11 protein-coding genes are annotated in these 13322 nt (G+C 63.2%); 1 reads left to right on the forward strand and 10 read right to left on the reverse strand.

Features of this window, described 5'->3' with window-relative positions; translation table 11 throughout:
• Window positions 1–673, reverse strand: a 673-nt coding sequence (locus BV071_RS31970; protein WP_035616387.1) for a S8 family serine peptidase, incomplete at its 3' end; no start/stop codon positions are given.
• A gap of 129 nt (window positions 674–802) precedes the next feature.
• Between BV071_RS31970 and BV071_RS31975 the strand changes: the two genes are divergently transcribed.
• A complete protein-coding gene (locus BV071_RS31975; protein ID WP_035616390.1) occupies window positions 803–1192 on the forward strand; it encodes a hypothetical protein in 390 nt (129 codons plus the stop codon).
• A 3-nt stretch (window positions 1193–1195) separates the two neighbouring features.
• Here the strand turns inward: BV071_RS31975 and BV071_RS31980 are convergent, their stop codons facing one another.
• The 9 genes from BV071_RS31980 to BV071_RS32020 form a co-directional block, all read right to left on the reverse strand.
• Window positions 1196–2773: a DmsC/YnfH family molybdoenzyme membrane anchor subunit gene (locus BV071_RS31980; RefSeq protein ID WP_052574141.1), complete on the reverse strand. Its 1578-nt coding sequence runs from the start codon at window positions 2771–2773 to the stop codon at window positions 1196–1198.
• A 40-nt stretch (window positions 2774–2813) separates the two neighbouring features.
• Window positions 2814–4562 carry a NirA family protein gene (locus BV071_RS31985; protein WP_035616393.1) on the reverse strand — a complete coding sequence of 583 codons (1749 nt, stop codon included), beginning with the start codon at window positions 4560–4562 and terminating at the stop codon, window positions 2814–2816.
• A gap of 211 nt (window positions 4563–4773) precedes the next feature.
• On the reverse strand, window positions 4774–5661 hold the full coding sequence (locus BV071_RS31990) for an ABC transporter ATP-binding protein (RefSeq protein WP_081886380.1): 888 nt from the start codon (window positions 5659–5661) through the stop codon (window positions 4774–4776).
• Window positions 5658–6587 (reverse strand): ABC transporter ATP-binding protein, encoded by a 930-nt coding sequence (locus BV071_RS31995; RefSeq protein WP_035616396.1) that lies wholly within the window; start codon window positions 6585–6587, stop codon window positions 5658–5660. The genes BV071_RS31990 and BV071_RS31995 overlap by 4 nt, the downstream gene beginning before the upstream one ends.
• 89 nt (window positions 6588–6676) lie before the next feature.
• Window positions 6677–7561 carry a nitrate ABC transporter permease gene (gene ntrB / locus BV071_RS32000; protein WP_035616398.1) on the reverse strand — a complete coding sequence of 295 codons (885 nt, stop codon included), beginning with the start codon at window positions 7559–7561 and terminating at the stop codon, window positions 6677–6679.
• Between the two features lie 84 nt (window positions 7562–7645).
• A complete protein-coding gene (locus BV071_RS32005; protein ID WP_035616442.1) occupies window positions 7646–8932 on the reverse strand; it encodes a CmpA/NrtA family ABC transporter substrate-binding protein in 1287 nt (428 codons plus the stop codon).
• Window positions 8933–9212: 280 nt separating this feature from the next.
• On the reverse strand, window positions 9213–10847 hold the full coding sequence (locus BV071_RS32010) for a bifunctional protein-serine/threonine kinase/phosphatase (protein ID WP_035616401.1): 1635 nt from the start codon (window positions 10845–10847) through the stop codon (window positions 9213–9215).
• A 73-nt stretch (window positions 10848–10920) separates the two neighbouring features.
• Window positions 10921–12126: an MFS transporter gene (locus BV071_RS32015; RefSeq protein WP_035616404.1), complete on the reverse strand. Its 1206-nt coding sequence runs from the start codon at window positions 12124–12126 to the stop codon at window positions 10921–10923.
• Between the two features lie 102 nt (window positions 12127–12228).
• Complete coding sequence (locus BV071_RS32020) at window positions 12229–13317, reverse strand: CmpA/NrtA family ABC transporter substrate-binding protein (RefSeq protein ID WP_081886381.1); 1089 nt, start codon at window positions 13315–13317, stop codon at window positions 12229–12231.
• Window positions 13318–13322 lie beyond the last annotated feature (5 nt).

Raw genomic sequence — 13322 nt, forward strand, 5'->3', positions numbered from 1 at the left:
CCGCCGGGGCTAGCCCGGGAGCCATCGAATTGGTGCCGACGATGAGCGAGGCGACGGCAGTGCCGTGGGGATCGAAGGCTCCCGGCTTGTCCGGCAGAAGGTCGAGCGAACGGAGATTCCTGGGCAGGCCGGGATGCGGTGTGACCCCGGAATCCAGCACCGCAATCTTCACGCCCGCGCCCCAGCGCGAGTTATCGCCGCTGACCCCGAGCCACTGGAGAACCTGCGAACCAAAGGCAAGGGCATTGCCCCGATTCGCACCCCCGCTCGCAGGCGGAGCGGCGGGAAGGTGGGCCAGTCCCTTGTAGATGGTGATGCTTTCGTCGTCGAAAAGCCGGGAGAGCACTTCCATCTCCGTCGGGCTGGCACCGACCCGCATGGCCCGCAGGCGGTCCAGCCGGTCGATCAGGCGCACCTCACTGCCCTGTAGCACGCCGATGAAGGAGTCGTAACTGGCCTCGGTCGGAAAGCGCAGGATCATCTCCTGATCCCGGCAACTGCCGAAGATTTCGATGGTGGTGCCATCCGCGAATTGGTCGCGATCCTCGCTTTTTGCCGCAGGTTGCGGGATTTCCGCTGGCTGCGGCGGAGGGGCGATGCGGGCTTCCCGCTGGGCAGGCGGCGGCGCGGCGGCCTCGCGGTTCACCAGCCAATAGGCGCAGCAGCCAAACAATAATACGACAATGCCAGGCAAAAAGCGGCGCAGTCTATCCCTCATCGATTCTCCGGTTGGCGAGGATCACGTGGAAGTAACCGCCGCCGGAGGCCGAAGTTGCCGGTGAAATCTTGCCGGGGATGCCGATTGGCGCTGTTCCGCGGTCGCGCTACAACTGGTGTCACCGACATGAACGCGATCTCTGATCTGAGCTGGGAAGGCTCGCTGCTCTTGTGGCGGGCTGACGGCGTGGAGCGTCATGTCCGGCTCGCCGATGATATCGTTCACGCCCTTGCGCTGCGGTCGGGCGGAATTGCAGTGGTCGAGGGGCCTCGTGCTGTCCTCTTGGACGAGGACGGTAGGCTCAAGGTTAGCTTGGCGAATCCGTTCAGCCCGGAGCGGGGAGTCATCTTCTACTACTTCCGCTACGAAGGAGATGAACTGGTGCTCATTCTGGCCGGACCGGGCGGAAGTGACTTCAAATCCATCGTGGATGAAACGAGTGGGGAGCTGTCGCAACCTTGCGAAGCGCGGTAGGCCCTAGTGATGCTGCCGCGCTGGGCCGAAGTTCCCGGGCATTTTGGGCGCGTGGACCGACTGGAAGAAGAGCTGGCGCTCGAAGATCTCGGCAGCAAGCAGCAGCGGCAAGGAGATCCAAGGATTCACCAAGGACACGGCCGCAGCGATCAGGGCAAGCTGGAAGCGCCCGTCCATGATGGTGCCGAGCGGTCCACGCTGGATCCGGGCTGTGTGGATGTCTGGTGTCCAGTCGGCATTGCGGTCGTCCGAGAGGCGGATGATGCGGAGTTCCGGGATCATTTTGCCGATGACCGCGGCGACAAACAGTCCAATGGCGAGTGGTGACGGCTGGGCGATGGCGAAGGCAAGAGCAGCGAACGAGAACACGCTGCCGAAGAAACGAGCCAAGGTCAGCGGCAGGCGCCACGAAGTACGGCGGGTATCGTGGTAGATCATCACGCTGGTGAAGGCCGCGATGAGTCCCATGGGCAGCACCGAGTAGGATGCTGCCATGCCGATCTGCTCCTTGAAGGGGAAGTCCGGCAGGAAGGGCAGGGCAGCCAGCAGCGGCGGGATCGGCGCGAACATCGAGAACGCGAGGATCTCACGCGAGAGCCAGGAAGTCTTCAGCCCGAGGAAGAAGCGCCATGCCTTCAAGGGCTGGCCCAAGTGGAGGACCGAAGCCGCCATGCCCGCGAAGAAGATGACATTTGCCAGCAGGATCAGTGGCAGCTTGCCCTGCGCTCCGGCGAGCAGGCCGATGCCAGTCTGGGTGAGCACCAGCATGAGAACCAGCGGCCAGTGGGCGTGCTGGGGGACGAGCGATTCACGATCCCCGGCAAAGACACTTTCCGGGATCTCACGACCCACGTAGCGGGTGGTCGGAAGTGTGATCGAAGGGTCCGGTGCGCCTGGGAGGAATGCGGGCACCTCGGATGACTTTGCCACCTTGATGATGCGGATCGCTTCGGTCGGGCAGGCTTGCACGCAGGCCGGCGCTTCGCCCTCGGCGAGGCGCTGGTGGCACATGTCGCACTTGCGCACGATGCCGCGCTTCTTCGAGTACTTCGGCACATCGAAGGGGCACTTGAGAATGCAATAGGAGCACCCGATGCACTGGTCGTCCAGATGCCGGACGATCCCGGTATCCGAATCCTTCTCGTAGGCGCCCACCGGGCAGCCATTCATGCAGCCGGGATCTTCGCAGTGGTGACAGGCGGTAGTGATCGTCTGTTGCCAGCCGGGAGTGTTGCGGCCACTGCGGATCACGCCGGTGTCGCGCCATGCTTCCTCGTCATCGAGACCGTTGAGCGAGTGGCAGGCGGAAACGCAGGCCTTGCAGCCGGTGCAGCGATCGAGCGAGACCTCGAAGGCATACTGCTCGCCGTCACCCGGCTTGGTCAGCGGGATCAGGGTGCGGTAGTGCGGAGCGAGGTCCGGCTCGCTGTCGTGATAGTCCGAGTAGCGGGCGATTGGCGTCTGCAGGGTCTTCTGCTCGGCGATCAGGTCGTCGATGAGGGTCCGGACTTCCGCGGTGGGTGCCGTGGCCGGCTTTCTGGAAGCCGGGGGCGCAGGCAGACGCTGAAGGGTGGGTGTCACGCAGAAGTAGCTGGGATCAACAAAGGTCGATGGACTCGGCTCAAGCAGCGAGCTTCTCGGCGACGAGGCCCTTGAGCTCCTCGACGCTCAGCCGCTGGGTAAAAGTGGCGAAGGTTTCATCCTCGATGCGGTTCGCCAGGTAGATGCAGAGCAGTTGCTCGATCAGTGCGGGGATCTCATCGAAGGCGATGCCGGACCAGATCTCGCGGGCGATTGCCTGGGTGTCATCCACGCCGCCGCCGAGCACGATATTGTAGCCGTCCACCGTGCCATCCCCGACCTTCACGCGGGTGCCCATCATCCCGATGTCACCGATGTAGTGCTGGGCGCAGGAGTGGTGGCAGCCGGTGAGGTGAATGTTCACCGGTTGGTCGAGGATCATCTTGCTGGCAAGGTGGTTGCCAAGGGTGATCGCGTTGCCCTTGGTATCGGCGGCGGCATACTTGCAACCGCGGCTACCGGTGCAGGCAATCAGGCCGCCGGTGATCGCGTTGTTGCGGTGGTCGAGACCGGTCGCCTGGATCGCGGTGATCGCGGCCTGCAGCTTCTCCTCCGGAATGCCGGGGATGATCAGGTTCTGCCACACGGTCAGGCGGATCTCGCCGCGGCCGAACTCGTCCGCCACATCCGCGAGGGCGAGCATCTGTGGCACCGTGATGCGGCCGACGGGAGTGAGCACGCCGATGTAGTGCTTGCCATCGCTCTGCTGGTGGATGCCGAGGTAGCCTTGCTTGGCCTTCGGGAGGGAAGGTTCGCAGCCTTCGAGCGGGAAGTAGCGCATCGGGAAGGCCAGCTTCTTCTGGGTTTCTTCCAGGGTCTTCTCGAAGCCCCAGTCATCCACCAGATACTTGAGGCGAGCCTTTTTGCGGTTGGTGCGGTCACCGTTCTCGATGAAGACGCGGATCAGCGCGGCAGCAACCGGGATGGTCTCCGCCGGGGTAAGCAGCACGCCGCAGTCGGTGGCGAATTGCTTGTGGCCGGTGATGCCGCAGAGCTGCATCCGGAAGTAGACGCCGGGAGCGATACCCTTGTCGTTCTCGCCGACCTTTACGGCGTAGAAGCCGATGTCGTTGGTGTCCGCGCAGACCGAGACACGGCCACCGGAGTCGTAGGAGATATTGAACTTCCGCGGCAGGCCGTAGAGGTCGCGGTTCTTGAGAATGTAGTGATGCATCGCCCGGGCGTAGGGCATCACGTCGATCAACTCATCGGGATCAAAGCCGGTGGTCGGCGTCGCGGTGATGTTGCGGATGTTGTCCGCGCCGGAGCCCTGTGAGGTCAGGCCCATGTCGGTCATTGCCATCAGCACGTTCGGCGCGTTCTCCGGCATGATCTCGCGGATCTGCACATTGGCCCGGGTGGTGAGGTCGACATTGCCCGGACCCCACTTGTCGGCCACGCCCGCGAGGCCGCGGAACTGCTCGCTGGTGAGGGACCCGCCGGCGATGCGGCAGCGCAGCATCAGGCTCTCCTGAGCGGGCGAGACGAAGAACAGGCCGTGAAACTTGTAGCGGAAGACATCGCCATCCTTCGGGAATTCGCCGGTGGCGGCATTGGCCAGGATCGCGTCGTAGCAGTCCAAGCCGTTCTGCTCATACTTGATCCGCTCCTCCTTGCAGAGGTCATCGAGCGGGGTGCCGAAGACACTCTGCTCGGGCTCGTGGGTGAAACGGCGTTCGCCGTCCTGACCGAGGAAGGGCAGCTCGCGTCCTTGCAGGATGCCGGACACGAAACCGGAGAGATAGGAGGTTTGTTCGGCGGTGAAGCCAGAGTCGCTGAGATTGACCATACGAGCTTTTGTTCAGCGGTTGAAAAAGCATCCGGCATGCGCAGCGTGCCAGAGCGGCGGGAAATGCGTGGATTTGCCGTCATCCGACCGATGAATCCCGTTCACTGGTCGACATTCGATCCATGAGTGGTTTTGCTGGCGGGCCCAGACAAGGCATGTCCTCCACCGGGTGTTGGGCGCCGAATGAAATCAGCAAGTTACTGATTTTCAGTCATTGGTTGGCGGCGGTGGCCCCGGCCGGTGTCTCGCGGACGGGGGCGGGAGCGGTAACCATCTCCGTCACAGGCGGGGTGATCCGGCTGGGGCGGATGTGGGAGCGCTCGTTGAGGAAAGTGAGCAAGTGATTCCGAATCTCCGGATAGCGGGGATCGGCCAGCACGCTGGCACGGTCGCGGGGGCGCTCGAAGGGGATCGGCAGGATGTCCCCGACCTCGGCTTCGGGGCCGTCGGTCATCATGACCACCCGGTCGGAGAGGAAGATCGCCTCGTCCACGTCGTGGGTGACCATCAGGGTGGTGAGCTTGTTGCGGCGCCAGAGTTCCAGGAGGACCTCTTGGAGTTCCATCTTGGTCAGGGCGTCGAGCATGCCGAAGGGCTCGTCGAGCAGCAGCATCTTCGGTTGCAGGGCGAAGGCCCGGGCGATGCCGACCCGCTGGCGCATGCCCTGCGAGAGCTCTCCGGGATACTTGTGCATCGCGTTGCCGAGGCCCACGACGGTTAGATAATATTCGGCCAGCTCGCGGCGCTCGGCCTTCGGCGCGGTGAAGTAGACTTGGTTCACGCCAAGCATCACGTTCTCGAAGGCGCTCATCCAGGGAAGCAGGCAGGGCGACTGGAAGACCACGCCTCGGTCCGGACCAGCTTCGTTGGTCTCGCGGCCGGAAAGGATCATCGCGCCATCGGTGGTATCGGTTAGACCGGCGACCATCGAAAGCACGGTGGACTTGCCGCAGCCGGAGTGGCCGATGAGGGTCACGAATTCACCGGCCGCGATGTTCAGGTTGAACTCCTTGACGATGACGGCCGGGCCCTTCGGGGTCGGATAGGCTTTGGAGAGCTTGAAGAGCTCGAGGACGGGAGCGTGGGCGGCTTGGGTCATGACACTTCGATTTGGAGTTCTTCGCGCTGGAGCTGGGACCTGCGGCGCGGCGCGGGCCGGTCGAAGATCGAGAAGCTGCGCTTCTTGCCGAGGTCCTCGGGAAGGATGTCCGGGGCGGCGAGTTTCTTGGTGAGCACCGGCGCGCTGTCCTTCTTCGCGCTGAGCAGGGTGTTCACCAGCTGGAGCTTCAGGTCCTTGAACTCTGGGTTGGCGAGCATCTGCTTGCGGTCGCGCGGGCGGAAGAGTTCCACCGGGATCTCGGCACCGAGGGTGGCTCCTTCGCGGCCCGGAAGTAGTGGGATCACGCGGTCAGCCACCAGCAGGGCCTCGTCGGGATCATTGGTGATCCAGATCACCGTGGTGCGGTTGGCTTGCCAGATCTCAGCAATCTCGTCCTGCAGGGTGGCGCGGGTGAGTGCATCAAGGGCGGAAAGCGGCTCATCGAGCAGGAGGATCCGGGGATTGGCTGCCAGGGTGCGGGCCACCGAGACCCGCTGGCGCATGCCGCCGGAGAGCTCGCGCGGCAGCTTGCCAGAGGCCGGCGTGAGCTTCACCATATCGATGTATCTGGCGGCGTGCTCGGCGCGTTCCTTCTCGCTGAGTTGCGGGAAGATCTGATCGACTGCGAGACGGACATTCTCCGTGACGGTCAGCCAAGGCAGCAGCGAGTAGTTCTGGAACACGATCCCGCGCTCCGGCCCCGGGCCCTTGATCTCGGCCCCGTCCATCTTCACCGCCCCGGTGTCCGGCTTCTGTAGGCCCGCGATCAGATTGATCAGCGTGCTTTTGCCGGTACCGGAGTAGCCGATGATGGAGACGAAGTCGCCCTCAGCGACACTCAGGTTGAGGTCGCGCAAGACGGTGCTGCGCGAGTAGCCGCGGCCGAAGCCTTTCGAGGCGGCATTGATTTCGAGAATTGGCGGCATGGCTCGATGCTTTCAGTTCTGAATCCAGAGAGGTGATGCAGTTGCCGTGCAGGATCCGCGAAGATCTTGTCCGGCAGTGCGCATTTCATTCACGCAGTGCGGAAGCGGCCTTCGATGATGCTCATCAATCGATCGAGCACGTAGCCGATCACGCCGATGGTCAGAATCGAGAGGATGATGTGGGCGAAGCTGTTCGCGTTGTATTGCTGCCAGAGGAAGCCACCGACGCCCGGCTTGCCGATCAGCATCTCCACCGCGACGATTACCAGCCAGGCGATCCCCAGCGAGAGTCGGAAGCCGGTGAACATGTAGGGCAGGGCGGAAGGGATCAGCACCTTGAAGAGGGTCTTGGTGCGGGAGAGCTTCAGCACCTTGGCGACGTTGAGGTAGTCCTGTGGCACTGCGCGCACGCCGACAGCGGTATTGAGCACCGTGGGCCACATCGCGCAGATCGCGATGGTGAAGAGGGCGGCGGCATCCGAGGTGCCGAAGCTGACGCGGCCATTCGCGTCGAGCACCTTCAAGCCGCTGAAGAGCACCATGCCCAATGGCAGCCAGGCGAGGGGTGAGACGGGCCGTAGGATCTGGATGATGGGGTCGAAGGCCTTGGTGAAATTCTTGGAGAGGCCGAGCAGGAAGCCGATCGGGGTGCCAATCAGCAGGGCGATGAAGTAGCCTTGGGCCACCAGCTTCAGCGAGAGCCAGGCGAAGCGCAGGATGCCCTGGTCGAGCTCGCCGCGCTTGGCCAAGGGCTCGGTGACGTAGGGCTTGCTGGCGATCCAGGTTTCGGACGGGGAGGGGAGGTTCTTGGCGATGCCCTGGCGCTCCTCCTTGGTCACGGGATCACCCCAATCATCCACCGAGGTGGTGACGGTGGACTTGCCGGCGATGATGGCCCAGCCGCCGAGGCAGAGCAGGATGCCGACCAGCGGCAGCAGCACGTAGTCGAGTTTGAGCGATTGGAAGAACTTCATGTCGATTTGTGATTTGGAAAAACCCGCGGACGGCCGGGGCGCGGCCGCCCGCGGGGAACCGATGTGCAACCAAGAAGAGGATTGTTAGCCCTTGAGGGTCTTGACGGCGAAGGAGGCGGCGTAGGCTTCCAGGTCGGCCTTCGGGTCGAACTTGCCGCCATCGAAGAAGGTCTCAGGAGCATTGCTCATGCCGTCGTGAGTGTAGCCGATCTCTTTCATCGCGGCCTCGTAGAGATCGGTGCGCATCACCTGCTTGGCCACGCCTTCGTAGTCCGGCGCGCCTTGGGTGAAGCCCCAGCGGCGGAGCTGGGTGAGCCACCACTTGCAGTACTTCGGCTGCGGGTAGTTGCAGTTGCGGCTGCTGAAGATCATGTAGTCCGGGTCGCGCAGCTTACGGCCGTCGCCCATGTCGTACTTGCCCTGCAAACGCTGGAGGATCGATTCCGGCGGGCAGTTGATGTAGGTCGCGGCGCTGACGATCTTGGCCTGCTCCGGGCGGTTCTCCATCTTGTCGAGCCAGACGCTGGCTTCATGAAGGGCCTTCAGGACGGCCTTCACCGTCTTAGGGTTCTTGTTCGCGAACTCTTCGGTGAAGGCGCAGACTTTCTCCGGGTGATCCTTCCAGATACCTTGGGTGTTGATGGCGGTGAAGCCGATGCCGTCTGCCACGCTCTTCCCGTTCCAAGGTTCGCCCACGCAGAAGCCGTCCATCTTGCCGACCTGCATGTTCGCCACCATCTGTGGTGGCGGGATGGTGATCAGGGAGATGTCGGCACTGGCGCCACCGGCATCGCCGGGATTGATACCACCGGCGGCAAGCCAGTAACGCAGCCACATGGCGTGGGTGCCGGGCGGGAAAGTCATCGCGAAGGTCATCGGCGTGCCTGCCGCCTTGGCCGAATCGACCAGGGGCTTGAGTGCCTTGGGATCGGCGGCAACCTTGCCCTTGAGGGCATTCGAGAGGGTGATCGACTGGCCATTGCGGTTGAGCAGCCACGGAATCACCATCGGCACCTTGGGCGCACCGCCGAGACCCATGGTCGAGGCGATCGGCATGCCGAGCAGCATGTGGGTGGCCTGGATGTCGCCATTGGCAAGCGAGTCGCGGATCGCGGCCCAGCTCGCACCTTTGGTCACCGTGGAGTTAATGCCGTATTTTTTGAAGAGCCCCTTCTCATGCGCGATGACGATAGGCGAACAGTCGGTCAGCGCGATGATGCCGAAGTTAACATTCGCGGTCTCAGGCGCGTCGGAAGCGGTCTGGGCGCCGACCCATCCGGTCGGCAGGCCTGCGGCAAGCAGGCCGAGTGCGGTGGCTTGAGTGGAGCGCGTGAGGAAGTCGCGGCGGGAGAAAGGGCGGTTTTGATTCATGGCTCGGATTCGGTGGAAGACCCGCTTGAAATAGCTTTGTGCGGGCCATTCCCGGGCATCCGCGGCCTTTCCCATGAGTTGAAATCTCATGTCCTGACTGAGGTTTGCTCATAAACGAGGCCTCAAAATTCACGGGATTCATTCGGGATTTACGGGCTCATGCGCCGGATGCATGATGGCGACAATATGGCGCGAAATGACGTCGAAGGACGCTTGTATTAGCGTGAATCATGGCACGCCGTGCAGCATACACGCGTGCCAACTTTCCGGGCGTGCCAACTCAGCCGCGGGTCGCGAGGCGGATCGCAAGATATAGTGCGATCGCCGCGAACAGAAAGGCCACGCACTTCCAGAACAAGACCGGATGGCGCTCGATCAGTGGCGCGCGGGCCGGATGCCAAGGGCGGACCGCCCGCGGATTGGAGAGATCGAAGAGCACCTCGCTGAAATGCGAGTAGCGCTCGTCCGCTTCGATCGCACAGGCCCGCAGGATCACCGCATCCAGCCAAGGGGGCACCAGCGGATTGAGCGTGCTGGGTGGCTTGGCATCGCGAAATACCGGGGTCTGGAAACGCTCGATCGCTCCGAAGGGCAGTTGCCCGGTGAGAGCCTCGTAGAGGGTAATACCAATCGAGAAGATCTCGGTGCGCTCGCTGATCGGCGCGTTGTGAAAGCGCTCGGGCGCAAGATAGCTCGCGGTGCCCGCCCGCGACTGGCGCGAGAAGACCTCGCAACAGGAACCGAGATCGATCAGCTTGTAGAAGATCGAATCGTAGGCGGAGCCGATGAGGATGTTCTCCGGCTTAATATCCCCGTGGAGCAGATCGTGGCGCAGGAGGCGGATGCCCGCACCGGCAAGGAAGTGGCCGAGTTGGACCGCTTCGTCGACTTGCAAGCGGCGCTGTTTGAGAAGTGTGGCGAGCCCCGGGGCATCCACGAACTCTTGGTTATAATAGAGCGAAGACCGCCCAACCGGCTCCCAGGCCTTCACGAAGGGCGGCTCACTGGAGAAGCGGATCGCATTCCAGGTCTCCTTGAGAAAGGCCTCGATCAGGGCTGGCTGGTCGATTGCTTCCAGCGGTGCGAACTTCATCACCTGGCGGCAGCCCTCGCGCTCGGCCAGCCAGCAGCGGTCGTTCGCGCCAAAGGAGCGCAGCAAGGCCCAGCCGTCGTGCTTCTGGCCAGCGGCGAGCTTCTCAGGAATCGGAAGCTGGTGATCCTCGCGCCTTGCCGTCCATTCGAGCGAGTCGATATCGATGCGGATGGCGGCGCAATCATCACGCGTCTCATCGGGCGAAGCATCGCGAGCCTCCTTGGCGAGGTGCCGGGCGCTGGTGCCGGATTGCAATGCGAGCGTGATGGCCTCGTCTGTTAGATGGTGATGAATCCCATCCGAGCAGAGTAGCAGCACATCTCCGGGTTCGAGCGAGAGCTTGGCGGTGGTGGCGGTTAGCGCCTCGGTGGCGCCCAGTGCCCGCAAGAGGCGCAGGGGCTCCTCTGGATCGATATCGTCGCGGGTAAGCTGCTGGAGCTCGCCGCCACGCAGCAGATAGATCCGGGAGTCACCGATTCCGAGGTAGGTCAGGAAGCCCTCGTCATAAAGCGCGACGACCAGCGTGCAGACCATCTCGACCCGGCCGAAGCGGGCGTTCGATTCATTCCAGAGTGTGCGATGGATCAGCCGCACCGTCTCCCGCAGCGCCTTGCCCGCAGTCCAGCCGAGCGGGTGGCTGCGGTAGTGCGTGGCGATCTGCGAGACCGCATGCTCCGCCGCTTCGCGTGCGGCAGGGGCGGTGCCGGCACCATCGGCCAAGGCAGCGAGGAAGCCGCCGGTCCACGTCGTCACCGCCACCGCGTCCGACGAGGGCCGCCCGTCATCGCGAGGCAGGGCGTGGGAGGTGGAGCGGATCTTCATTCGGCCGGATCAATTGGCCAGCCATTCAACACACTCCATCCTTCATTCGGAAATTCGACATTCGTCATTTCCATCAAATCCGGGCATCTGCCATCGCACCCCAGGTCGTCCGCCAGCGGGTCTTCACCAGCGCTAGGCCGGAGACCGCGACGAAGCAGAGGACCGAGAAGATCATGAAGCCAGGAGCGCAGGTGCCGAAGTTCTGCTTCGCGAGGCCCAGCGAGCTCGCCAGGTAGAAGCCACCGAAGCCACCGCCGCAACCGACCAGGCCGGTCATCACGCCCATGTCCTTGCCGAAGCGCTGTGGCAGGAGCTGGAAGATCGAGCCATTGCACATGCCCAGAGCGGCACTTACGCCTAGGAAGAGACCGGTGTTGAGCCAGAAGGAATGGATTCCAGCGGCAACCATCAGCAGCACTCCTGCCGCGGAGTAGAGCACCAGCATCGAACGGATCCCACCGATGCGGTCGGAGATCGCGCCGCCGATCGGCCGGGCGAAGGCGCCCACGCAGGTGCAGATCGCCGCGAAGTCGCCGGCCTTTACCGCTGACAGGCCGAACTCCGAGCGGTAGTAGAGATTGTAGTAGCTCGCGAGACCCACGAAGCCACCGAAGGACACCGTGTAGTAGAAGCAAAACCAATGGGCATCCTTCTCCTTCAGCAAGCGGGCATAGTCGCTCAGCTTCTTCTTCACCACCGTCCCCGGCGCTTCCTTGGAAAAGATCGTGTAGACCGCGAAGGTCAGGATTGCGGGAATCAGCGCGAAGCCGAAGACCGCCTGCCAGCCATAGGCCGCTGCCAGTCGCGGCGCGATCAGGCTATCCAGCACCACCCCGATATTCCCCGCGCCGGCCAGACCCAGCACTACGCCCTGCATGTTCGGCGGATACCAGCGGCCCGCCTGCGGCAGCGCCACTGCGAAGGAGGCACCCGCGATCCCCAGGGTGAAGCCGAAGATCAGCGTGGCCTCGAAATTCTGCAGCCCGAAGATCCAGCCGCAGGCCAGCGAGGCCATCACCAACAACTGGGCGATGATCCCCGTGGTCTTCGCCCCAATCCGGTCGACCAGCAGGCCGAGGGCGAGCCGCAATACGGCACCGCCTAGAATCGGAACTGCCACCATCAGGCCCTTTTGCCCCGCCGTCAGCTTCAGCGTCTCCGCGATCTGTGGTCCCAGCGCTCCGAGGAGCGTCCAGACCATGAACGAGAAGTCGAAGTAAAGGAATGCGGTGAGCAGTGTCGGCCAGTGGCCCGAGGACTTGAGATTGCTAAGTTTCATCGAAAGCTGTCTCTCAAAGAGCAAGTGGCACGCCAGCGCCGTATTCTCACATGCAGGAACCTCATTGAATCGTCATGCATGCCATGAGTGACGTTCACGGTCTCAGCTCGGTAGCAACATCTTCTCCGAAGCCCGGAACAAATCCTGCCGATAAAGGCGGGTGAGGGGAGCTGCGGTGGTATCCGGGAGGAGGCCCGCTCCGCGCATTCCCGAAAGGAACCAGGAAGCCTTGTCGGCTGTGGGGCAATTGAGGTCCGCGCCGTAGAAGAGATGGAAGTCCGAGGCATCGATATTGCCACGACCGGAGTCGAAGACCGGGCCCAGGCTGTTCCGCAGGGTCGCGGTGGAAACGCCGGTGTAGCAGGGCTTGGACAGGATCGAGATCAGCTCGTTGCGGAAGGACGGATCCTGGCAGACGCGGCAGGCGTGCAGGAGCGCGGCTCCGAGGGCGATGCTGTCTTCACGGCGCTCATTGACGAATTCACCGGTCACCAGCAGAACCTTTTCCGGATGGCCGGTGGCAAGTTCCGCGGAAGTCGCCGGGCACCAGCCGTTGCCGCTGAGGATGCTCTCGGAATTCCAGGGTTCGCCCACGCAGTAGCCGTCGATATGGCCGGCATTAAGATTGCGCGGCATGAGTGGCGGCGGCAGGAAGACGATCTCCGCATCGCGGCCGGGAACGATCCCGTGACGGCGCAGCCAGCCGTGGAGTAATAGATGGTGCGAGGAAAAGCGGTGGGCGGCTGCTAGGGTGAAGGGTCGGCTCTTCTTCCAGCGGTGGCTGAGGTGGGCGGCCAGCCCCTCGCCGCTACGGATCGATTCCGGGGGTAGCTCGCGGGAGAGAGTGATCGCATTGCCATGGGCGCTCAGGACCAGTGGCACCGCGATCTCGCGGCGGGTCTTGCTCAGGCCGAGGGCAAGGAAGAAGGCGAGGCCGGCGATCGATTGGGCGGCATCCAGCTCGCCGTAGGAAAGCATGTCGCGAACCGTAGCCCAGCCAGGCTGGCGGGACAGCTTCACGTTCAGGCCGTAGCTCTTGAATAGGCCGAGTTCATGGGCCACCGCAACCGGAGCGCAATCATTCAACGGAACAAAACCCAAACGAATGGGTGAGCGCGACTCCACAGCTGCCTGATAATCCATGATGGAGGTAGGTAAGCGGAAAGGGTGCCAAGAACGCGGCCTTGGCATGTCCT

It is taken from the genome of Haloferula sp. BvORR071, from assembly GCF_000739615.1.
In the GTDB taxonomy this organism is placed as follows: domain Bacteria; phylum Verrucomicrobiota; class Verrucomicrobiia; order Verrucomicrobiales; family Akkermansiaceae; genus Haloferula.